This window comes from Halomonas sp. SS10-MC5 (genome assembly GCF_015992245.1).
Lineage (GTDB): Bacteria > Pseudomonadota > Gammaproteobacteria > Pseudomonadales > Halomonadaceae > Halomonas > Halomonas sulfidoxydans.
Map to the genome: position 1 here is coordinate 2790550 of NZ_CP065435.1, position 22955 is coordinate 2813504.

Genomic DNA, 22955 nt, shown 5'->3' on the forward strand with positions numbered 1-22955 from the left:
TAGACTGCTCACAATAAACCTGACTCCGCCTGGAGCCCTGAGCCATCGTGTCCCCACCCGACTCGTCACCGACATCCTTGCGCCATGCCCTGGCCGGCGGGCTGATCCTGCTTGGGCTGGTACAGCAGATCCTCGCCTTCGCCGGGATCGTACTTCTGCCACACGGGGTGGGTTACGTGCTATGGATGGCAACCCTGCTGCTGTGGCGCGACATTCCCCGCCGCACCCGCTGGCAGGCCGGCGCATTGGCCGCCATCGGCCTGGGACTGCTGATCCTGGCGGGTTGGCGCTACGCCAGCGACATCGCCTGGCCGGCAGTCACCAGCGGCAACACCTATGTGGTGGCGATGTTGGTCGGTGTCAGCTTCATCGGCCTGATCGGCAACCGCAGCGGCTCGTCGCGTCCGTTGGGCCGCCCGATTACGGGGCGACGGGGCACCCTGGGTACCTGGCTCGGCGTCCATCTGCTCGGCACCATTCTCAATCTTTCGACGGTGTTCATGATCGGCGACCGCCTGGCCCGCCGCGCCCCGCTGACTACACCCCAGTTGCTGGCGCTCAATCGCGGCCTCTCCAGCGCCGCGCTGTGGTCGCCGTTCTTCGCCTCGATGGGCGTGGTGATGACCCTGGCCCCGGGCATGGAGTATTTGCGTGTCCTGGCCATCGGGCTGCCCTTGGCGCTGGTCAGCGGGGCACTCACCACGTTCGAGCTGTCGCGCCGCTTCGACCTCGCCGAAGTAGCGGGCTTCTCGCTCTCGCCGCGTAGCCTGCTGATGCCGGTATCGATGGCCATACTGGTGATGCTGTTTCACTTTCAGCTCACGCCTCGGCTCGGCATCGTCAGCATCATCACGTTTCTGCTGCCGGCGGTGGCACTGGTCAGCAACCTCCCGGCCGGGCCGCGCTGGACCCTGCGCCGCGTGCGCCAGCACACGCTGACGCGCCTGCCGGCGATGCGCGGCGAGATTGCCCTGTTCCTCTCGGCAGGTTTGCTGACCCTGGGACTCTCCACCTTCGTCGCCGCTGCGACGGGCAGCGAATGGCGGCTATTCTCTCATTTCGGCTCGGCCCAGGCCGTGATCAGCTTTCTCGCCATCGTGATCAGCGCCGTGGCCGGGCTGCATCCGATCATCGGCGTCTCGGTACTGGCCTCGATGCTGGACCTGAGTGGCAACGAGCAGACGCTGTTTGCCTTTACCGCTCTGGCCTCCTGGGCGGTGGGCACCTCGGTGGGGCCGCTGTCAGGCATCAATCTGTCGCTGCAGGGGCGCTATGGCGTCAGCGGCTACCGCATGATGCGTCACAACCTGGGGTACGCCCTGCTGCTCAGCGGCCTGGTGATGGTGGCCATCATCGCGCTCGATGCCTGGGTGTAGCGTCTCACTGGGAGATACGGTAGAAGTAGCGATGCCCGCACCGATGGCAGGGTTCGATGCGAGTCACGCCCTCCAGCTCGACGACCGCATCGCAGTGCACGCAGGCCATGCGTCCTGGTGCCGCCACCTCACCCTCGCAGTAGTCGGCCCGTGCCGCCTCCAGGTCTTCGTTGAGCTGGGCGTTCTCGACGATGCTGCGGTCGGCGATGGAGAACAGCGAATCCACCACCTTGCGCGACAGCAGGTCGAGATCGATGCCCAGCCAGGCGGCGACGCCACGGCCTCCCGCCCGCAGGTAGCGCCGCATGTCGATCAGGTCGCGCTCGACCCAGGCACGCAGCAGGGCGAGCTCATCCTTGGTGAATTCCTCGAGTTCCGCCTCGAATTCGACCGCCTCGTCCAGTTCCCGCTGCAGGTTCTCCCAGGTCAGATCATCCGCGCCCTCACGCAGCCGGGCCAGCATGCGCTCGTAGCCCTCACGCAGCCGATGTTCGCGATGGGAGTCGGGACGTTCGCTCATGGTCATCTCCTCGAAGCGGTTTTCGGCATGGACCGGGCATGGCCGGGCCTGCCCTACTGGGGTATCCTTGGTTACCATTTAGACGCCATCCCGCCGTCAGTTCAACATTTTATCGTATGGCTGCCGGCCGGCAATGACGTCGGACAACTTTCTGCGCAAGCGCACGGTGCTACCGCGCCAACACACTCTAAGGTCATTTCGAAAGCCGATGGACGCACAGTACAAGCCCTTTGAAATCGAACGCGACGCCCAGGACTTCTGGGAGAAGAACCAGTGCTTCAAGGCGGTGGAGGATGCCAGCCGCGAGAAGTTCTACTGCCTGTCGATGTTCCCCTACCCCAGCGGCAAGCTGCACATGGGGCATGTGCGCAACTACACCATTGGCGACGTGGTCTCGCGCTTCCAGCGCATGCAGGGCAAGAACGTGATGCAGCCCATGGGCTGGGACGCCTTCGGCATGCCGGCAGAGAACGCGGCGATCCAGAACCGGGTGCCACCGGCCAAGTGGACCTACGACAACATCGACTACATGCGCAGCCAGCTCCAGGCGCTGGGGTTCGCCTACGACTGGGGCCGCGAGTTCGCCACCTGTGACACCGACTACTACCGCTGGGAGCAGTGGTTCTTTGCCAAGCTGGTGGAGAAGGGCCTGGTCTACAAGAAGATGTCCACGGTCAACTGGGACCCGGTGGACCAGACCGTACTGGCCAACGAGCAGGTCATCGAAGGTCGCGGCTGGCGCTCCGGTGCACTGGTGGAGCGCAAGGAAATCCCGCTGTGGTTCCTCAAGATCACCGACTATGCCGATGAGCTGCTCGCCGATCTCGACAAGATCGAGTGGCCCGAGCAGGTCAAGACCATGCAGCGCAACTGGATCGGCAAGTCGCGCGGCGTGGAACTCAGCTTCGACATCAGGAACGCGGACGGCAGCATCGCCGAGCCGCTGTCGGTCTATACCACCCGCCCCGACACGCTGCTGGGCGTGACCTATGTGGCGGTGGCGGCCGGCCATCCGCTGGCCAGGGCCGCGGCGCAGGGCAACGCCGAACTGGCCGCCTTCTGCGAGGAGTGCGCGCGCGGCGGCACCTCCGAGGCGGAACTCGCCACCAAGGAGAAGCGCGGCATGGCCACCGGCCAGGTGGCGGTGCACCCGCTGACCGGTCGCGAAGTGCCGGTGTACGTCGCCAACTTCGTACTGATGGAGTTCGGTACCGGTGCGGTCATGGCCGTTCCCGGCCACGACCAGCGCGACTGGGAGTTCGCCACCAAGTACGACCTGCCCATCGAAGCGGTGATCAGCGACGAGAGCGGCCTGGCCCCGGATCTTTCCGAGGGCGCCTATGTGGAGTACGGCCGGCTGATCAATTCCGGTGAGTTCGACGGCCTGGACTTCGATGCCGCCTTCGAGGCCATTGCCGGCAGGTTGGCCGAGCTGGGTCGCGGCGAGGTGAAGATCAACTATCGCCTGCGCGACTGGGGCGTGGCCCGCCAGCGCTACTGGGGCGCACCGATTCCGGTCAAGTACGGCCCCGAAGGCCAGACCGTGCCGCTCTCCGACGACGAGCTGCCGGTGGCCCTGCCGATGGAGGTGACCGTCGACGCCAGCGGCTCGCCGCTGAAGAAGATGCCCGAGTTCTATGACCTGGGCGACGGCTGGGTGCGCGAGACCGATACCTTCGATACCTTCATGGAATCGTCCTGGTACTTCGCCCGCTTCTGCTGTGCCGACAATCGCGAAGCCATGCTCGACGAGCGTGCCGACTACTGGCTGCCGGTGGATCTCTACATCGGCGGGATCGAGCACGCCATCCTTCACCTGCTCTACGCGCGCTTCTTCACCAAGCTGATGCGCGACCTGGGTTTGGTGAAGGTCGACGAGCCGTTCCAGCGCCTGCTCACCCAGGGCATGGTCATCGCCGAAACCTTCTACCGCTCGACGCCGAACGGCGGCAAGGAATGGTTCAATCCCGCCGATGTCGAGGTCCAACGCGACGACAAGGGGCGCCCGGTCAGCGCGGTGCTGATCAAGGACGGCCAGCCGGTGGAGATGGGCGGCATCGAGAAGATGTCCAAGTCGAAGAACAACGGCGTCGATCCGCAGTCGATGATCGACCGCTTCGGCGCCGATACCGTGCGCCTGTTCATGATGTTCGCCGCCCCGCCGGAGCAGTCGCTCGAGTGGTCCGACTCCGGCGTCGAGGGTGCCAGCCGTTTCCTCAAGCGCCTGTGGCGCCTGGTTGCCGAGCACCTCGAGGCCGGTCAGCCGGGCAAGCTGGACACCGCTGCGCTCAACGACACCCAGCGTGAACTGCGGCGCAAGACCCACGAGACGATCAAGAAGGCCAGCGACGACATCGGTCGGCGCACCACCTTCAATACCGCCATCGCCGCGGTGATGGAGCTGACCAACGCCCTGGCCAAGTTCGACGATGCCAGCCCCCAGGGCCTGGCCGTGGCCCGCGAGGCCGTGGAAGCCTGCGTGCTGCTGCTGGCACCGATCACGCCGCATGCCTGCCATGCGCTGTGGCGCGAGCTGGGCCACGAGGAGCCGGCCATCGACGCCGCCTGGCCACAGGTGGACGAATCGGCCCTCGCACGCGACACCATCGAGCTGGTGGTCCAAGTCAACGGCAAGCTGCGTGCCCGCATCGAAGTCGCCGCCGAGGCCGCCAAGGAAGCCATTGAAGCCGAAGCCTTCGCCGCCGAGAACGTCCAGCGGCACACCGAAGGCAAGACGGTACGCAAGGTGATCGTGGTACCGGGCAAGCTGGTCAATATCGTGGTGAGCTGACGCAGACCGAACGGGAGCGCCCATGCAGCGACGCGAATTTCTCAACCTTGCCGTGGCCGCCGGGGCGGCCCTGGCACTGGCCGGCTGTGGCTTTCGCCTGCGCGGCTTCGATACGCCGGGGCTGGCCCTCGACGAACTCGCCCTGGCGGGTACGGACAGCGACCTCGCCCGCCTGGTGGAAGAGCGCCTGGTGGCGGTCGGTACCCAGGTGCACGACAACGCCCCGCAAGTGCTCAACCTCGGCCCGGAGACGTTCCGTGAGCGCCAGTTGAGCGTCCTCGACAGCGGCCCGCAGGAGCGGGAAATGGCGCTCACGGTGCCCTTCTCGGTGCAACGGCGTAGCGACGGTGTCTATCGGCTCTCCGAACAGCGTCTCGAGGTATCGACCCGTTTCACCGTCAGCGACGACAACCTGCTGGCCCAGGACGACCTGCGCGAGGAAGCGCGCCAGGAGCTACGCCAGGAAGCCGTGCGCCGCCTGTTCGATCGCCTGCGCACTCTGGATGGGGCTCAGCCGTGAAGATGGAAGCTCTCGTGAAGGCGCGCCCGTGAAGATCTTTGCCGACAAGCTGCCGGAAGCGCTGGCCAAGAAGCTGCCCCCGGTGGTGATCGTGGCCGGCGAGGAACCGCTGCAACACATGGAAGCCTGCGATGCCGTGCGCAGCGCGGCCCGCGAACGCGGCATCGAGGAGCGCGACATCCTGCATGTGGAAGCCAACTTCGCCTGGGGCCGGCTGCGTGAGGCAGCCGCCAGCCTGTCGCTGTTCGCCTCGAGCAAGTTGATCGAGCTGCGCCTGGGCAACCAGAACCTTGGCCAGGAAGGCGCCAAGGCGCTGAAGGAGTATGCCGACGCGCCGGGCAACCGCGACAACGTCCTGCTCGTCAGCATGGGCAAGCTCGACTTCCGCCAGCAGAAGAGCGCCTGGTTCCAGGCGCTCGACAAGACAGGCCTGTTCGTGCCGGTGTGGCCGGTCGATGTGGCGCGGCTGGGCTTCTGGCTACGCGACCGAGCCGAGCGCCACGGTCTCTCGCTCGACCTGGATGCCGCCCGCCTGCTCGGCGAACGCACCGAAGGCAACCTGCTCGCGGCGGACCAGGAGCTGCAGAAACTGGCCCTGCTGCTGCCCCCAGGAACGCGCGTGGGCCCCGCTCAGATCGCCGGCGGCGTGGAGGACAGCGCGCGCTACGACGTCTTCACCTTGACCGATGCCTGCCTCAAGGGCGAGCGCGAGCGCGTCTCGCGGATCGTTCGCGGCTTGCGCGGCGAAGGGGTCGAGGCCCCCATCGTGCTGTGGGCCCTCAACCGCGAGTTGCGCACGCTGCTCTCGCTGCACCAGCATCTCGACCAGGGCCAAAGCTTCGAGCACGCCTGCAAGGCTCAGAAGCCAGCCATCTTCGACAAGCGCCGTCCCGCCTACCAGCAGGCCATTGCGCGTTTGCCAAGGAAACGCCTGCACAAGCTGCTGCTGTTCGCTCAACGCCTCGATCTCTCGATCAAGGGCGCGGCCCAACTGCCACCCTGGGAGGCACTTCACGATCTGGCGCTGACACTGGCGGGTGGCCGCGGCCTGCTGGCCGAACTGCCGTCCTCCTACCGCGTCGGCTGAGCCTTTAGGCCGCCCCGTGACCTCTCGCCAAATCGCTTTATGCAAGGGCATGAAATTTCACGCGCTTTCTGCTTATACTTATACAGCATCGTTGGAGCAAGTGGACGACTGCGCTCACCGAACCGGGAGCGCTGGATCATTCAAGAGCCGGAAGCCTTTCCCCAAGAAGAAGGAACACTGATCATGAAAACACTCCGCCGCTTTCTCAGCCCCCTACTGATCCTGGCCCTGGTGCTCGGCAGCGTCTCGGTTTCCGCCGCCCCGCTTCCCGCCAGCGAGCTGGTTTCCACCCAGGCGGCTCTCTCGGCCGAGCGGGCCGACGCCGACCGGGAACGCATCAACGAGATCCTGTCTCGTGCCGACGTTCAAGAGCAGCTCATCGCCCAGGGCGTCGACCTGGCCGAAGTCGAAGCCCGGGTAGCGGCGCTATCCGACGAGGAAGCGCGCCAGATGGCCGAGCAGCTCGACCAGCTGCCCGCCGGTGCCAGCGTCGTCGGTGCCCTGGTGCTCATCTTCCTCGTCCTGCTGGTCACCGACATCCTGGGCCTGACCAACGTCTTCCCCTTCACGCGCTGATGAGAAACGACATGCAGAGCCGTTTCAAGCCAGCATGCATGAACGCCCGCTTAGCGGGCGTTCTTCTGTTGGGCTTTTGGCTGCTGGTGCTGACGGGTTGCGCCTCGACGCCTCGCCTGGCCGAAAGCACCGAGCAGGCGCTACCCCGCCAGGCCGCAATCGACGGCGTGCCTTTCCATTCCCAGCGCGAGTACCAGTGCGGCCCCGCATCGCTGGCCATGGTGCTCAACCATGGCGACGTCGACGTGGCCATGGAGAGCCTGATTCCCCAGGTATTCATCCCCGGTCGCGAGGGCAGCGTACAGCCTGAAATGCTCGCCACGGTGAGGCGTCATGGCCGCATTCCCTTCGTGCTGGACAACAGCTTCGATGCGCTGCTGACGGAAATCGCCGCTGGCCACCCTGTCGTCGTCATGCAGAACCTTGCCCTTCCAGCGTGGCCGATGTGGCATTACGCCGTCGCTATCGGCTACGATCTGGAGGCCGAGGAAATGACGCTGCACAGCGGTGAGGAAGCGGCGCGCATCGAATCCTTCCGCCGCTTCGATGCCACCTGGGCACGCAGCGACCGTTGGGCTTTCGTCGCCCTGGCTCCCGGTGAGATGCCTAGCGGTGTCGGTGAGCAGCGCGCGCTACAGGCGATCGCTGCCTTCGAGCAGGTGCAGGGGGCCGAAGCAGCCCTCCCGGCCTGGGAGGCTTTGGTCAAACGCTTCCCCGGCTCCGGCATGGGCCACTTTGCCCTGGGCAATGCCCGCCATGCTGCCGGTAATGCGCCGGGCGCCATCGAGGCACTACAGAGCGCCGTGACGCAGCGCAGCGACCTGGGTGCGGCTTGGTTGAACCTGGGCCTGCTGCAACGCGCCCAGGGAGAGGAGGAGCTCGCCCGGCAGGCGCTGTCACGTGCCGCCGAGCTGCCGGGTCCATGGCGGGAGCGGGCCATGGAGGCCTTGACGCAGCGCTGATGTGCCAAGGAGAACGGAAGAGGCAGGAGGTGTCGTGAGCTACGCGATCTCGCTCAAGCGTATCTATAGTCCGCACGCACCGGAAGACGGTGCGCGAGTTCTGGTCGATCGGCTCTGGCCCCGCGGCAAGAGGCGCGAGAGCCTGGCGCTGACCGAGTGGTATCGGGACGCCTCCCCGTCGCCCTTGTTGAATCGTCAGCTACGTCAGGATGAAATCAGCCCCAAGGTCTTTGCGGTACGCTACCGTGGCGAGCTACGCGACCATCCCGAGTGCCTGATTCCTCTGATGCGATATGCCCGCCAGGGGAAGTTGACGCTGCTTTCCGCGGCACGCAACCTTGAGGAGTCCTATTTACCTCTGCTGCGGCAGGCCCTGCTGGAGGCGCTAAGGCAAGAAGATGCCGAAGATCTCGAGCCTGCATCGCCTCCGTGCTATCGGCACCAACTGCGGGATGAGTAACTGTCCGGTGCCGGATACCTAGGCGCCACCGTGAGGTTCGTCATCCTCTCGATCCTGCGCGCATGTATCTCCTGATCCGCCCCCTCGCCGGGCCATCGAACAGGTAGTAGAGCAGATATGCCAGCACCATGGGGTCACGCAATGCCAGGCAAGTCCTCACCAGCAGGTTCAAGTCGATCTCCGTTCCTGCGCTCCTGCACAGGGATACATAGCGCTTGAGAAAAAGCCTCATCCGTCGATGGATGAACGTGGTGAGCTGCCTGTCCCTCACTTTCCGGTTGAGCCTCAGGAGGGTCCTGACGGTAGCATGCATGCCCTGAACGTGCTTGGGGACCTTGTGCTGGGTCATGGTCGAGTTCAGTCTTATGCGTCTTTCAAAGTAAACCTGCTGCGTCACCAGAAAGCGTCTAGCGGCCATCACCAACGGGTAGAGGATGCATTCATCCTCATGAAAGTGTTGGATGAACCTAAGCGAGGCATCGGACCATAGGCGGCGCCTGCTCATGTACAGACAGGTCGAGGCGGAAAATCTTCCGCTAGCACGGAACGCTTCGAGAAGTTCTATCGAGGACTCGAAGACTCCATCAAATCCCCTGCCATATTCCAGCTGGATGATGCTTTCATCGACGCCGTCGTAAAAGCTCCTTCCCGAGAAGAAAACAATATCTGGAAAAGCATTGTTCTCTGCCAAACTTTTCATATCGGCTATGAAGTCCGGCGTCACCAAGTCATCCGAGTCGAAAAAATAGACGTATTCACAACTAGCCAACGAAAGTCCCAGGTTTCTGGCACTTCCCTGCCCTTGGTTGCTGGTAGAAAGAATTTTGACAGGATAGGGATGTTGGAATTTTTCAACCAATGCCAGGGTATCATCCGTGCTGCCATCATCGATAATGATGACTTCATCGGGAAGAACCACCTGGCTTGCCATGGAGGCTAGCGCCTCCATGACGTAATGCGAGACGTTGAATGCCGGCATGATCACACTGATGCTAGCCTTATTCATTGTCGCTCCGTATCGACTCGTCATCATTTTCTTTGCCCATCCCGCATGCACCTTCTGGCAAAGAAAATCATCCTGTTACTGGTGTAGGTTCTTCGGTAGTAAAGATGACTCCTACCAAACCCCCAAATCACAAGTGTGGATATTTTTTCGCGCAAGCACATTTTCTCGACAAAATCTTCATTCAAGTCGATTTTTACCTTTGACCCGTCCTTCAGGTCAAAAACCTCTCTGAGTTTTTTGTCAGAAAGAATTTCCATAATATGGAATGGCGTGCCTTGCCAACGATAGATCCAGACAGGCTGGCCGGCTATGAAAGCCGGCCAGATAAAGCGCCTCCCATTATCGAATTTCTTGGCGCAAGCGACGCGCAGCTTAACGCCATCGTCAAGGACGATATTCAAGGAACCTGGGAAGATGCGCAGCCCCGTGAGATGTTCTATCTCCTCGACGGAATGAGCTATATGTTCGTTAGCCCTCCCCCTCCCTGAAGACACGATCCCCTCAACCCTTCTCATTCTTCATCCCTCGAGCCGGATCTTAATGAATGAATTTTCCAACCTGATTGAAAGTCGGCTTAACTTGATCTTTCACCTTTCTCAAAACCTTGTTGGCGAGACGAACAGGCCTCATGGCCATTTTTCCAAAAACCCCCAATTCTCGCTCACCGAACATCGACTCGCTTAGCAATTTCACCACTTCCTTGTTGATATGAACGCCAACGTCTATGGGTTTTTCGTAGTAATAGTTATTTGATTTCAGATATCCCTTGAGCAGGCCACCCACTTGCACGTTATCATGTACATTGACATCCTGATACCAACCCCACTGCTTTTCCCTTGCAATCTCTTCGAGCAGCGCGACATAATTTTCACCAACACGACTCTTATGCACCTTACAGTGATAGAGGAGCGAAAAGAAGAGATCCTCCAGCTCGGGAACAAAGAAATTTTCATGCTTCTTCCTGCGTTCCAGCATGTCCTTCTCCCACGAACAGGGGTAATAACCATCTCCCACGAATCGAATATCGACAGGTATCGTATTGCCTGCAATATCGATAGTTCCTTTGTAAGGCCTTCCACGCTTCTGGTAGACGTTGGCCGCCGAGGCCAGTTTCTGAAAATCGGAACAAAGGAAATCCACGTCACCACAGCCGGATCTGACAGGAAGATTTTCAAAATTTCTCAGCACAAGGTATTTAACACAGTTATTCAGGACTTCAAATGGCTCATTCCAGTCCCGCCAGCCATTGGCTCCCTCTAGATCCTTGTGTATGTCTTTCTTTATCGGAACATCGGAAGACAGACACTCGCGAAGAAGTTCGCTACCGAGAACGAGCGACGTCTGGAAGATAAATTCCTCGTAATTGTTGCTGGAATGCACCTGGTACGCTTTATCAAACCAAGCGCGAAACTCATATTTTTTCTTCACGATATTTCGGTTAGAAAGCTCTATGTTACCGGATACATTTCGAATCAAGGTGTACTGTGGCTCCAGATCCTCAACAATAATGAAGCGAAACGGGGGCTTTCCGATTTTCCTGTCGTACCCTTTGAACTCAAGTGATCCCGAGGGTCTTTGGTAGAGGCGCTGAATATTCCTATTATAATTCCGCTCTGACCAATATATATTGTAATCGCCCAGTATATTAAAGTTTCGCCTTATTCCTTCAACGATCTCACCTTCTTTGCTTCGCCCCCCCTCCCATATGGCAAAACATGAGAAGTCTCGTCTTACCACACCCCTCCTTTCCTGCAACAAGGCTGGCTCACTCGCAGGCTCCCGCGCTTTTTTCGCAAGCTTGAACATGGTGCCAGACTCAGCCGAACTCCCATTCACGCGCCCGATAGTATTCATTTTTCATCTCGCTCTGGCTTTTCCGATAGCTAGACGGCTTGTATAATTTCTTCACGTTTCGGCCATAATCGTTCTTGTAAATGCCGCTCGAATCGGCGGCGGAAAATTTCGACAGCCTCATCCTCTGTATACAACCCGCGCCTAACATTAGGCCATAAATGGGCTTCCTCGAGCCTGATGACGGGGTTATCCTTATCGAACAACATGGGAATACTATCTATTTCCAGAGCCAGACATATCGCAACACGATGCCAGCCATGCCTTGGCTGGATGATTTCCTCTCCCTCAGTGGAAAATATTCTACCCCTGATCAGCCCGAACTCCTCCTTCAGCCCTATGCGCTTGATGGACTCATAAGCCTCGATAAGCCTTTTCAGCTCCATTTCCACCAACTTGGGGGAGACTGGGCCAAAACCTTTCCAACCATCCTCCTCGCGCCAGGCTTCAAAACCATTCTTTCGCGCCTCGTCGCGCATCAACTCGATGCGGAACTCCTTCTTCTCCTCCGGCGTCGACGCATCCCAAGGGTAAACATAAGCAAGTGGATCCAGGCGAAGCCACTGCTTGTTGGGCACGACATTCAGAAACTCGGCCACATTCTTTGGCTGGAATTCATCAAAATAATGGGAAAAGAACCGCAGTGCCGCATCCCTTCCACCGCGTTCATAGGCGCGAATCACCTGGATCCAGATGTGCATCAGGTTGGTGCATGCCAGCAGGGCAAGCGGCACGTCTACCACGTATCTACGCTGCTTGCTCGAATACATGCCTTCCAAAGGAGTGGGACACCTTCCCGGTGCCCTCATATCGTGTATGAGAGCCTGCTGTCTTTCGATTCTGTAACCGGCCAGGCGCAATGGCCCAGCAAGACACGCTCTGACAATCCCTCTTCCCCACGCGCCCAGCGTTCGTTTCATAGCCCCCCCTCGGCCAATCGACTCGGCAACATGCCCGTTCTGCAGGATTTGTCGACGGTTCCCCTCCTTACGTAATCAAGACGTCAAACTCCCGGCCTCGGAAAGAACAAACTGCAACCTTTCGATACTCAAGATCACACAGCTCGCGCAGCGCTGCGTATATCATTTTTCTCATGCTTTTTTGCGAGCCCAGCGCTATGCCCCTAGAGCGGTGGCGTACTGGCCGGGTGTCAGCGTGGGAAACGCTTCCTTGGGCGTTGCAGGGTGGCCCATGACGGTAGGTACACGTGCCGGTTACGGCGACCGGCACGTGGAAGCAGAGGGGCCTGGAGCGGGACGGAAGAGTCAGAACACCCGGTTCAGCCCATTCTGTGCCGCCACCCGGTAGGCCTCGGCCATGGTAGGATAGTTGAAGGTGGTGTTGACGAAGTACTTGAGGGTATTGGCTTCGCCGTTCTGCTGCATGATCGCCTGGCCGATGTGGACAATCTCCGAGGCCTGGTCGCCAAAGCAGTGGATCCCGAAGATCTCCAGGGTGTCCTGATGAAACAGGATCTTGAGCATGCCCACCGTATCGCCGGTGATCTGGGCACGAGCGGTATCCTTGAAGAAGGCCTGCGCCACCTCGTAGGGCACCTTGGCTTCGGTGAGCTCACGCTCGGTCCGCCCGAATGAGCTGATCTCGGGAATGGTGTAGATGCCCGTCGGCACCTCATTGACGAAGCGATAGTCGCGCTCGAGCAATTCGTCGCAGGCGTTGAGCCCCTGGTCGTAAGCGGCGCTCGCCAGACTCGGCCAGCCGATCACGTCACCGGCGGCATAGATATGCGGGATGGCGGTACGGTAATGGTCGTCGACCTGGAGCTGGCCGCGCCCGTTGGCTTCGAGGCCGATGTTCTCCAGGCCAAGTTCATCGGTATTGCCGGTGCGGCCGTTGGCCCACAGGAAGGCGTCGGCACGCAGTTTCTTGCCCGACTTGAGGTAGACCACCACCCCCGACTCGTCGCCCTCGACCCGCTCGTACTCTTCATTGTGGCGGATCAGCACGCCATGCTTGCGGAGGTGGTAGGAAAGCGCATCGCTGATCTCGTCGTCGAGAAACGAGAGCAAGCGGTCGCGGCTGTTGATCAGGTCCACCTTGACGCCAAGCCCCGAAAAGATCGAGGCGTATTCGCAGCCGATCACGCCAGCACCGAAAATGACCAGCGTGCGCGGCGTGTGGGAGAGACTGAGAATGCCATCGGAGTCGTAGATGCGCGGATGGCGGAAATTGATGTCCGCGGGCCGGTACGGACGCGAGCCGGTGGCGATGATGATCTTCTGCGCCACCAGTTCCTCCAGCGCCTCCTGGTCGCGCACCAGCAGGGTGTGCTCATCCTTGAAGCGAGCCACCCCGCTGAACAGATCGATGCGATTGCGGGCATAGAACTTGGTACGCATCTCGACCTGCTGATCAATGGTGATACGCGAGCGTTCCATGACCCTGGGAAAGGAGAACCAGCGTGGCTCGCCGATGTCGCGGAACATGCGGTTGGTATTGAACTGCATGATCTGCTTCACCTGGTGGCGCAGCGCCTTGGAGGGGATGGTCCCCCAGTGGGTGCAGTTGCCCCCCAGGACCGGCTGCTTCTCCACGACCGCCACCCGCTTGCCGTGCTTGGCGGCGTTGATGGCGGCGCTCTCGCCGGCGGGTCCGGTACCGATCACCACCACGTCGTAGTTATGGACTGCCATGGGCTGTTGCGTCTCCTTTGCCTTGTCGATGTTGGTTCTCGGCTTCCGGGGCTACGGCTGCAACACGGTATCTCGAGCGATGCCTGATCCGGCGATCGACAGAATCCGAGGCCGTTAACGGCGAGTGGCATCGTAGCCGAGGTCGGCGCCACGACTCTCGTCGCTCGAACGGCGCGCACTGACCGACTCACCCTTGCGCTTGCGGTTTTCCTCTTCGCACACCTCGTCCTTGCCACCGCAGATGTCGCAACCCTCCTTGAGGCCCAGCTTGTTGAGCCCGCCACAGGAACCGGCGATGGGCTTGCGCCCCATGATCACGCCGATGGCCATGGCCGCCATGATCAGCAGCATGAATCCCAATACGACGAGAAAAGTGCTCATTGCTCATCCTCCAGGCGGCTAGGGCTCGAGCCAAGGCTCGAGGGCCGCGGTATGTTGAATTTCGATACCCTGTGGTGTCTTGACAACGACCCTGGCGGCACTATCCATGCTCTCGGCCAGCGCCAGCGCATGCTCGGGATCGGCCTGCATCAGCCGGCTGGCCTGGTGCATGGCCTCACTGGCGCTCGGCGCGATGACGCTCACCGCCAGCGGGGTCGTCAACGTGAGCAGCGGCACCCGCTCCTGCCGCGCAAAGCGATGCACCAGTGCGGCATTCCGGAGACGCAGGTGTCGTGCGCCATCGGGGCCGGGCAGCCCCGCCAGCTCGAGCGACAGGCGCCAGCCCCCGTCGGGCGACTCCCCCTGGGCGCGCAGCACACCCCCCAGCTCGACCAGCACGGCGGCCGGGGCCGGACGATGCTCCTCAAGCCATTGCACCAACCGGTCGACGGCAAGCACATGCGTCTGGCGATCCACTTCGTGCTGCAGGCCCGGTGTAGCTATCCAGAAGCGGCGAAAGGCCGTAGCCAGCGCGTGGGTAAAGACGCTTCGCTGGCGTTCGAGTGTTGCCATTTCACCTTGTATGCCGGCCTCGAGCGCGGCGACCTGCGTCTGGTCGAGGTCGGCATACAGGGTGATGTGGTAACCCGTTCCCAGGGCCGTGCCCTGGATGAGATGCTCGTCGGACTGGTCACGGCAAGCGCTGAGCACCAGGACCATCAGAACCGGAAGAAGGAGCCGGGCCGGCCCACTGAGGGCCAGCCCGGTGTGTCGCCCGAGGGCGAAGGGGATCATCCGCCAAAGTCGTCCAGCAGGATGTTCTCGGGTTCGACGCCCAGATCGAGCAGCATCTTGATCACGGAGGCGTTCATCATGGGCGGCCCACACATGTAGTACTCGCAATCCTCGGGGGCCGGATGGTCCTTGAGGTAGTTCTCGTACAGCACGTTGTGGATGAACCCGGTGGGACCGGTCCAGTTGTCCTCGGGCAGCGGGTCGGACAGGGCCAGGTGCCATTCGAAGTTGGGGAACTCCTCGGCCAGCTGGTCGTACTCGTCGTTGTAGAAGGTCTCGCGCCAGGAGCGCGCACCGTACCAGAACGAGATCTTGCGCTGGCTCTTGAGGCGCTTGAGCTGGTCGAAGATATGGCTGCGCATGGGAGCCATACCCGCACCACCGCCGACGAAGATCATCTCGGCGTCGGTATCCTTGGCAAAGAATTCGCCGAAGGGGCCCATCACGGTCACCTTGTCGCCCGGCTTCAGGCTGAAGACATAGGTCGACATCAAGCCTGGCGGATGATTGGTACCGGGAGGCGGCGTGGCGATACGAATGTTGAACTTGAGGATGCCCTTCTCTTCCGGATAGTTCGCCATGGAGTAGGCGCGGATGACTTCCTCGGTGTTCTTGTGGGAGATCTTGAACAGGTCGAATTTCTCCCAGTCGCCACGGTACTCCTCCTCGATATCGAAGTCGGAGAACTTGATGTCGTAGGGCGGTGCGACCAGCTGGACGTAGCCGCCGGCGCGGAAATCGACGTTCTCGCCTTCGGGCAGCTTGAGGTTGAGCTCCTTGATGAAGGTGGCGACGTTGGGATTGCCGATGACCTCGCACTCCCACTTCTTGACGCCGAAGACCTCCTCGGGCACCTCGATCTTCATGTCCTGCTTCACCGGTACCTGGCAGGAGAGCCGCCAGCCCTCCTTCTTTTCGCGCAGGGTGAAGTGGGACTCTTCGGTCGGCAGGATCGAGCCGCCGCCCTCTTCCACCCGGCACTTGCACTGGGCGCATGAGCCGCCGCCACCGCAAGCGGAGGAGAGGAAGATGCCGTTGGCCGCCAGCGTGTTGAGCAGCTTGCCACCGGCCTGGGTGGTAATGGTGTGTTCCGGGTCGCCGTTGATCTCGATGGAAACGTCGCCGGTGCTGACGAGCTTGCTGCGGGCCGCCAGGATCACCACGACGAGGCCGATGACGACCACGGTGAACATGAACACACCGAGCAAGATGATAGATGTTCCAACCATGTCGGTTTCCTATTTGCTGTGTAACCTGTTTCCCGGCGGCGCGAACGCCGCCGGAAATGCGCCCGGACTCAGAGCTGGATGCCCGAGAAGGACATGAAGCCCAGCGACATCAATCCCACCGTGATGAAGGTGATGCCCAGGCCCTGCAGGCCGGCCGGCACGTCACTGTACTTGAGCCGCTCGCGAATCCCCGCCAGGGCAGTGATCGCCAGCGCCCAGCCGACGCCGGAGCCCAGGCCGTAGACCACGGATTCGCCGAAGCCATAGTTACGCTCGACCATGAACAGCACGCCCCCGAGGATGGCGCAGTTCACGGTGATCAGCGGCAGGAACACGCCCAGTGCGTTGTAGAGCGCCGGCACGTACTTGTCGAGGAACATCTCGAGGATCTGCACCAGCGCGGCGATGACGCCGATATAGGAGAGCAGGCCCAGGAACGACAGGTCGATGTTCTCGGCGCCTTCGATCCCCGTCCAGGTCAGCGCGCCCTCTGCCAGCAGAGCGTTGTAGATGACGTTGTTGACCGGCACGGAGATGGTCAGCACCACGATCACCGCGATACCGAGGCCGATGGCCGCCGAGACCTTCTTGGATACCGCCAGGAAGGTACACATGCCAAGGAAGAACGCCAGCGCCAGGTTCTCGACGAAGACCGAGGCGACGAACAGGCTGATATAGTGCTCCATGTTACACGGCCTCCTTCGGCTGGGTGTTTTCCTTCATCTTGAACTCATTCGCCTCGACCTGCTCCGGATGGGTAGAGCGCAGCGCCCAGATGATCAAGCCGATGATGAAGAACGCCGATGGCGGCAGCAGCAGCAGGCCGTTGGGCACGTACCAACCGCCGTCCTGCACGGTCGGCAGGATGGTGAAGCCGAACACGCTGCCGGAACCGAGCAGCTCGCGAACGAAGCCGACGGTCATCAGGATGAAGCCGTAGCCCAAACCGTTGCCGATACCATCCAGGAACGACAGGCCCGGGCTGTTCTGCATGGCAAAGCCTTCGGCACGCCCCATCACGATGCAGTTGGTGATGATCAGGCCGACGAACACCGAGAGCTGCTTGGACATCTCGTAGGCGAACGCCTTGAGCACCTGATCCACCACGATCACCAGCGAGGCGATGATGGTCATCTGCACGATGATACGGATCGATGACGGAATGTGATGGCGAATCAGCGATACGAACAGGTTGGAGAACGCCGTTACCGAGATCACGGCCAGCGCCATGACCAGCGAGACGCTCATGCTGGTCGTCACCGCCAGCGCCGAGCAGATACCGAGTACCTGCAGGGCGATGGGGTTGTTATTGAAGATCGGGGTCGTCAGGACGCCCTTGGGAGTCACAGCGGACATTTTCAGGCTCCTTAAGCTTCAGCTTCGAGTTCGACGTCGGCTTCCTGAGCTTCCTCCGGGTCGATTCCCTGGCGGAACCGCGCCAGGTACTCACCGAAGCCCTCCGGGCTCAGCCAGAACTGCAGCATGTTGGTGACGCCGTTACTGGTCAACGTGGCGCCGGACAACGCATCGATCTCGGTCTCGTCGTCGGCGCCACCCTTGGTCAGGTGAATGGCGGGCGTGACATCATCCTCGCTGGCGAAGATCTTCTTGCCTTCCCACTGAGCCTGCCAGCGCGGATTGTTGACCTCGGCGCCCAGCCCCGGGGTCTCGGCGTGCTCGTAGTAGGTGATGCCGACGATGGTGTTGCCGTCACCTTCCACCGACATGAAGCCGCGCATCAGCCCCCACAAGCCCTGGCCACGGATCGGCAGGATGATCTGGTCCGGATCCTCGGGGTCACCGACCAGATAGACGGTGGCGTAGTTCTCGACGCGGCTCAGGCCGGCGATGTCACGATCCCCCGATAGGGTACGCCCCGTGGCCGGGTCACGTGCGGCCTGGAAGTGGTCGAAGGTCTCGGGGTCGAACTCGTCGGTGTACTCCCCGGTACGCATGTCCACCACGCGCGGGGTCACCTCGCCGAAGGCCGCCTCCACGTCCATGCCCGGCTCGTACAGGTTGGCCACGCTGAGGATGTTGGTCTTGCGGTCGAGCTCCTGGTTGAGCTGTTGCTTGGGTCGCAGCGCCACCGCTGCGGTGGACACGATGACCGAACACACGATACAGAGTGCGAACGCCACCGTGAGGATCTTCTTGATGGAGTTATTGCTCTGTGCCATCAGGCAGTCTCCTCGGCCGGTGCACCGACACGCCGCATGCGGCGCTTGATGTTGGCCTGAACAAAGAAGTGATCGATCAGCGGTGCGAACAGGTTGGCGAACAGGATCGCCAGCATGATGCCCTCGGGGAACGCCGGGTTGACCACGCGGATCAGCACGGTCATCACGCCGATGAGGATGCCGAAGATCAGGCGGCCCGGATTGGTCATCGAGGCGGACACCGGGTCGGTGGCCATGAACACCATGCCGAAGGCGAAGCCACCGATGACCAGGTGCCAGTACCACGGCATGGCGAACATCGGGTTGCTCTCGGAGCCGACCAGGTTGAACAGCAGGCTGGTCCCGACCATGCCGAGCAGACAGCCAAGCATGATTCGCCAGGAGGCGATCTTGGTCCACAGCAGCACCGCCGCACCCAGGAAGATGGCCAGCGTCGACACCTCACCGACGGAGCCCGGCAGGTAACCGATGAAGGCATCCCACCAGCTGTACTGTGAGCTCAGCTCCGCCATGCCCTCCTGGAAGGCGATGGAGAGCGGGGTCGCACCGGTGTAACCGTCGGCCGCCACCCACACCGCGTCGCCCGAGATCTGCGCCGGGTAGGCGAAGTAGAGGAAAGCACGGCCGGTCAGCGCCGGGTTGAGGAAGTTCTTGCCGGTGCCGCCGAAGATCTCCTTGCCGATCACCACGCCGAAGGTGATGCCCAGCGCCACCTGCCACAGCGGGATGGTGGCCGGCAGGATCAGGGCATAGAGCACGGAGGTGACGAAGAAGCCCTCGTTGACCTCATGGCCCCGCTTGACGGCGAACAGAACCTCCCAGAAGCCACCGACCACGAAGGTCACCAGGTAGATCGGCAGGAAATAAGTGGCGCCGAGCACGAAGTTGGCCCACAGGCTGTCGGGATCATGGCCCGAGGCGAACACCATCAGGATGGCTTCGCGCCAGCCGTCCATGGAGGCATAACCGTCGGCAATGGCACTGTTGGCCAACCAGCCGGCGTTCCACATGCCGAAGAACATGGCCGGGAAGGTACACAGCCACACGGTGATCATGATGCGCTTGAGGTCGATACCGTCGCGCACGTGGGCCGTGGTCTTGGTGACGCTGGGCGGAGAGTAGAAGATGGTATCGACCGCTTCGAAGAGCGGGTACCACTTCTCGTACTTGCCACCCTTGTGGAAGTGCGGTTCGAGATTGTCGAGCGTCTGTCGGATACCCATCATCAGGCCTCTTTCTCGATCATGGTGAGGTTGTCACGCAGGATGGGACCGTACTCGTACTTGCCCGGGCACACATAGGTGCACAGCGCCAGGTCCTCTTCATCCAGCTCCAGACACCCAAGCTGCATGGCCGCCTCGATGTCTCCGACGATCAGCGTGCGCAGCAGCTGGGTCGGCAGAATATCCAACGGCATCACTTCCTCGTAGACACCTACCGGCACCATGGCCCGCTCGGAGCCGTTGGTGGAGGTGTTGGGCGCGTAGTTGGAGAGCCCCTTGAACTTCGACAGGTAGATCCCCAGCACAGAATGACGGTTGTTGCCCGGCGACAGCCAGCCCAGGAAGGCTCGCTTGTTGCCCTCCTCGAGCAGAGTGAACTGATTGTGGAAGCGGCCCAGGTAGCGCAGGCTGCCCTCCGCGGTGAACCCCGAGAACACTGACCCGGAGATCACGCGCGTGTCTTCGGGTTGGAGGATTTCCCCCGCCAACAGTTCCCCGGTGCTGGCACCGATGCGCGTGCGCAGCAGGCGCGGCTTCTCAGCGCGCGGCCCGCCCACGGCGACGACCCGTGACATGTCGAGCCTGCCCTCGGCGAAGAGCTTGCCGAAGGCGATCACGTCCTGGTAGCCGATGTGCCAGACACGCTTGTGCAGGGCGACCGGCGACAGGTAGTGAATATGCGTACCGACCAGGCCGGCCGGATGCGGGCCGCCGAAGGTCTCGACCTGAACGCCTGCCACGTCGCCGCCGGGAATCCGTGCGTCGGGCGCAGTACACAGGAAGACCTTGCCCTGGGTTAGACTCGACAGCACCTTGAGCCCGTCTTCGAAGGCCTCGGGTTGCTCGTTGATGATGATGGCGGGGTCGGCGCTCAGCGGGTGAGTGTCGATCGCGGTGACGAAGATATCGGCCGGCTCGCTGTCGATGGCCGGGCTGCGCGAGAAGGGGCGGGTGCGAAGTGCCGTCCACAGCCCCGACTCGACCAGCTGGTCGACGATGCGCTGGCGTTCGAGGGATTCTAGCCCATCACGCCCGAGGGCCGTAAACTCGACCGCTTCTTCGTTCTCGTCGACCTGGATCACGACCGAGAGCAGCTTGCGCTTCTCGCCACGGTTGATGGCGACGACTTCGCCGGCAGCCGGTGCCGTGAAGCGCACGCCGGGGTTCTTCTTGTCGGTGAAGAGGAGTTGGCCCAGTTTCACCTTGTCCCCTTCCCGGACCTCCATGGTCGGCTTCATGCCGACGTAGTCGGTGCCCAGGACAGCCACGTGACGCACGGGTCGCGCATCCTCGATGCGCGGCTCGGGCGTCCCCATGATGGGGAGATCCAGGCCTTTCTTGACTTCGATCATAGTCTCGCCCAGTTGATGGATCGGAAATGCGAAGGAAAGGGGTTCGAATGGATTCGAATTCTTGTTGAGTCAGTACGTTACCAGTCAGGCCCGAGGAAATTCGGGCCACCCCGAAAAAATCCACAGCATTATAAAGACAAGCGCGACCAAAGACCACACGGCCTAAGGTCGCAAAAGGGGGCACAAAACCGCTCTACGCTTGGCTTCGAAAGGGTTCAATAGGCGTTGAAAGACGCTCGTTTCAGGGCTTTTCGTCTGTCCTGAAGAGCCGGGGCGGCGCCCCGAAAGCGCCGCCCGGAGTGACGGATCAGTGACGCGGGTCAGGTAATCCCGACCCGCGCGATCGGGTATGCGCCGACAGGGCTCAGGGCTGGACGCGCGGCAGCTTGAGGAAACGCACGTTGGAGATGTGCTGCAGGATGCGCACCACCTGACAGCTGTAGCCGAACTCGTTGTCGTACCAGACGTAGAGCACCGCCTGCCGGCCGCTGGCAATGGTCGCCTTGGCGTCGACGATCCCGGCATGGCGGTTGCCGACGAAGTCGGACGACACCACCTCGGGTGAATCGACATAGTCGATCTGCTTCTGGTAGGAGGAATCGGTCGACATGCGGCGCAGATAGTCGTTGAGCGCCCCGGCATCGGTCTCGCGGCCCAGGGTCAGGTTGAGGATGGCCATGGAGACGTTGGGGATCGGCACGCGGATGGCGTTGCCGGTCAGCTTGCCGGAGAGCTCCGGCAGCGCCTTGGCCACCGCCTTGGCCGCCCCGGTCTCGGTCAACACCATGTTGAGCGGTGCGCTGCGGCCGCGGCGATCGCCCTTGTGGTAGTTGTCGATCAGGTTCTGGTCGTTGGTATAGGCGTGTACCGTCTCGACGTGACCGCACTCGATGCCGTACTCGTCGTTGAGCACCTTGAGCACCGGCACGATGGCGTTGGTGGTACAGGAGGCCGCCGACAGGATGGTGTCGTCCTCGGCGATATCGCCATGGTTGATGCCGAAGACGATGTTCTTGATGTCGCCCTTGCCCGGCGCGGTGAGCAGTGCCTTGGACACGCCCTTGCACTCGAGGTGCTGGCCGAGGCCCGCCTCGTCGCGCCAGATGCCGGTGTTGTCGACCACCACGGCGTTGTCGATGCCGTAGGCGGTGTAATCGACGTCGCTCGGCTTGTCGGCGTAGATCATCTGGATCACGTTGCCATTGGCGGTGATCGTGCGGGCCTCGTAGTCGACGCTGATGGTGCCGTCGAACGGGCCGTGGACCGAGTCGCGGCGCAGCAGGCTCGCCCGCTTCTCCAGGTCCTTGGCGATGTCGCCCCGGCCGCGCACGACGATGGCACGCAGGCGCAGCAGGTTGCCGCCGCCGGCCTTCTCCACCAGCACTCGCGCCAGCAGGCGGCCGATGCGGCCGAAACCGTAGAGCACCACGTCCTTGGACTGGCCGTTGTTGCCGTTGGGGTCGTGGGCATCGACGATCTCGGCGAGCTCTTCGCGCAGGAAGGCCTTGGCATCACCGCCGCCGCGCTTCTTGAAGGCCACGCCCAGCTTGCCCACGTCGACGTGAGCCGGCCCCAGGTTTAGCTCGGTCATGGCCTGGACCAGGGGCAGGGTGTCCTGCACCGAGAGTTCGGTACCCTCGACCTTCCTGACGAAACGGTGGTCCTTCAGGATACGGATCACCGAGCGGTTGAACAGCGAGCGCCCATAGAGGGTGGTGACCACGTTGTTGTGGCGATAGAGGCTGCCGATCAGCGGGATCATCTGTTCGGCAAGGGCCTGATTGTCGTGCCATTCCTGGAAGACGGTCTCGAGGGGTTGCTGACTCACGTGAAGCCTCTCTGATAATCGAAAATTCCGGCTCATTATCCCGTCCGCGTTTCGCTGGGGCAATCGCAGGATGGTCGCAGGCGGTGTAGGGGGATTACAGGAATCGCGGCTTGACTACAAGCGCCGTATCGGGCTGGTATGATCCCCCTTTGCTCCTGTTGCTG

22 protein-coding genes are annotated in these 22955 nt (G+C 61.7%); 7 read left to right on the forward strand and 15 right to left on the reverse strand.

Annotated features, from left to right (window positions below; genetic code table 11):
* Positions 1-47 precede the first annotated feature (47 nt).
* Complete coding sequence (locus I4484_RS12995) at positions 48-1376, forward strand: hypothetical protein (RefSeq protein WP_234283461.1); 1329 nt, start codon at positions 48-50, stop codon at positions 1374-1376.
* Positions 1377-1380: 4 nt separating this feature from the next.
* Here I4484_RS12995 and I4484_RS13000 read toward each other — a convergent pair whose 3' ends face one another.
* Positions 1381-1896: a zinc ribbon-containing protein gene (locus I4484_RS13000; protein WP_197447702.1), complete on the reverse strand. Its 516-nt coding sequence runs from the start codon at positions 1894-1896 to the stop codon at positions 1381-1383.
* Between the two features lie 208 nt (positions 1897-2104).
* Here I4484_RS13000 and leuS point away from each other — a divergent pair, with 208 nt between their 5' ends.
* The 6 genes from leuS to I4484_RS13030 all read left to right on the forward strand — a co-directional run bounded on the left by leuS (position 2105) and on the right by I4484_RS13030 (position 8292).
* Positions 2105-4687 (forward strand): leucine--tRNA ligase, encoded by a 2583-nt coding sequence (leuS, locus tag I4484_RS13005; RefSeq protein ID WP_197447703.1) that lies wholly within the window; start codon positions 2105-2107, stop codon positions 4685-4687.
* Between the two features lie 22 nt (positions 4688-4709).
* Positions 4710-5207 (forward strand): LPS assembly lipoprotein LptE, encoded by a 498-nt coding sequence (gene lptE, locus I4484_RS13010; protein WP_197447704.1) that lies wholly within the window; start codon positions 4710-4712, stop codon positions 5205-5207.
* Between the two features lie 28 nt (positions 5208-5235).
* Positions 5236-6294: a DNA polymerase III subunit delta gene (gene holA, locus I4484_RS13015; protein ID WP_197447705.1), complete on the forward strand. Its 1059-nt coding sequence runs from the start codon at positions 5236-5238 to the stop codon at positions 6292-6294.
* A gap of 183 nt (positions 6295-6477) precedes the next feature.
* Complete coding sequence (locus I4484_RS13020) at positions 6478-6870, forward strand: PA2779 family protein (RefSeq protein WP_197447706.1); 393 nt, start codon at positions 6478-6480, stop codon at positions 6868-6870.
* A 38-nt stretch (positions 6871-6908) separates the two neighbouring features.
* Positions 6909-7832 (forward strand): PA2778 family cysteine peptidase, encoded by a 924-nt coding sequence (locus tag I4484_RS13025; RefSeq protein WP_234283460.1) that lies wholly within the window; start codon positions 6909-6911, stop codon positions 7830-7832.
* 34 nt (positions 7833-7866) lie between these two features.
* Positions 7867-8292 carry a DUF488 domain-containing protein gene (locus I4484_RS13030; protein WP_197447708.1) on the forward strand — a complete coding sequence of 142 codons (426 nt, stop codon included), beginning with the start codon at positions 7867-7869 and terminating at the stop codon, positions 8290-8292.
* A gap of 40 nt (positions 8293-8332) precedes the next feature.
* On the opposite strand, the gene I4484_RS13035 is transcribed toward I4484_RS13030, so the two are convergent.
* The 14 genes from I4484_RS13035 to I4484_RS13100 all read right to left on the reverse strand — a co-directional run bounded on the left by I4484_RS13035 (position 8333) and on the right by I4484_RS13100 (position 22791).
* A complete protein-coding gene (locus I4484_RS13035; protein WP_197447709.1) occupies positions 8333-9298 on the reverse strand; it encodes a glycosyltransferase family A protein in 966 nt (321 codons plus the stop codon).
* 23 nt (positions 9299-9321) lie between these two features.
* On the reverse strand, positions 9322-9813 hold the full coding sequence (locus I4484_RS13040; protein WP_197447710.1) for a DUF120 domain-containing protein: 492 nt from the start codon (positions 9811-9813) through the stop codon (positions 9322-9324).
* Positions 9814-9835: 22 nt separating this feature from the next.
* Entirely contained in the window at positions 9836-11104 is a 1269-nt protein-coding gene (locus I4484_RS13045; RefSeq protein WP_197447711.1) for a hypothetical protein, read from the reverse strand.
* 77 nt (positions 11105-11181) lie between these two features.
* On the reverse strand, positions 11182-11883 hold the full coding sequence (locus I4484_RS13050) for a hypothetical protein (protein WP_197447712.1): 702 nt from the start codon (positions 11881-11883) through the stop codon (positions 11182-11184).
* 531 nt (positions 11884-12414) lie between these two features.
* Positions 12415-13803, reverse strand: coding sequence for a Si-specific NAD(P)(+) transhydrogenase (gene sthA / locus I4484_RS13055; RefSeq protein WP_197447713.1), 1389 nt, complete (start codon positions 13801-13803; stop codon positions 12415-12417).
* Between the two features lie 114 nt (positions 13804-13917).
* Positions 13918-14184, reverse strand: coding sequence for a (Na+)-NQR maturation NqrM (gene nqrM / locus I4484_RS13060; RefSeq protein WP_197447714.1), 267 nt, complete (start codon positions 14182-14184; stop codon positions 13918-13920).
* An 18-nt stretch (positions 14185-14202) separates the two neighbouring features.
* Entirely contained in the window at positions 14203-14979 is a 777-nt protein-coding gene (locus tag I4484_RS13065) for a hypothetical protein (RefSeq protein WP_197447715.1), read from the reverse strand.
* The gene (gene nqrF, locus I4484_RS13070; RefSeq protein WP_197447716.1) at positions 14976-16208 is read right to left on the reverse strand and encodes an NADH:ubiquinone reductase (Na(+)-transporting) subunit F; all 1233 of its coding nucleotides are present in this window, start codon (positions 16206-16208) and stop codon (positions 14976-14978) included. Before nqrF ends, I4484_RS13065 begins: the two co-directional genes overlap by 4 nt.
* Positions 16209-16276: 68 nt before the next feature.
* Complete coding sequence (nqrE, locus tag I4484_RS13075) at positions 16277-16894, reverse strand: NADH:ubiquinone reductase (Na(+)-transporting) subunit E (protein WP_104201866.1); 618 nt, start codon at positions 16892-16894, stop codon at positions 16277-16279.
* Position 16895: 1 nt separating this feature from the next.
* The gene (locus I4484_RS13080; RefSeq protein WP_197447717.1) at positions 16896-17564 is read right to left on the reverse strand and encodes an NADH:ubiquinone reductase (Na(+)-transporting) subunit D; all 669 of its coding nucleotides are present in this window, start codon (positions 17562-17564) and stop codon (positions 16896-16898) included.
* 11 nt (positions 17565-17575) lie between these two features.
* Positions 17576-18388 (reverse strand): Na(+)-translocating NADH-quinone reductase subunit C, encoded by an 813-nt coding sequence (locus tag I4484_RS13085; protein ID WP_197447718.1) that lies wholly within the window; start codon positions 18386-18388, stop codon positions 17576-17578.
* Positions 18388-19614, reverse strand: a complete 1227-nt coding sequence (locus tag I4484_RS13090) for an NADH:ubiquinone reductase (Na(+)-transporting) subunit B (RefSeq protein WP_197447719.1) — start codon at positions 19612-19614, stop codon at positions 18388-18390. The genes I4484_RS13085 and I4484_RS13090 overlap by 1 nt, the downstream gene beginning before the upstream one ends.
* The gene (locus tag I4484_RS13095; RefSeq protein WP_197447720.1) at positions 19614-20963 is read right to left on the reverse strand and encodes a Na(+)-translocating NADH-quinone reductase subunit A; all 1350 of its coding nucleotides are present in this window, start codon (positions 20961-20963) and stop codon (positions 19614-19616) included. Before I4484_RS13095 ends, I4484_RS13090 begins: the two co-directional genes overlap by 1 nt.
* A 364-nt stretch (positions 20964-21327) precedes the next feature.
* Entirely contained in the window at positions 21328-22791 is a 1464-nt protein-coding gene (locus I4484_RS13100; RefSeq protein ID WP_197447721.1) for a glyceraldehyde-3-phosphate dehydrogenase, read from the reverse strand.
* Positions 22792-22955: the final 164 nt, after the last annotated feature.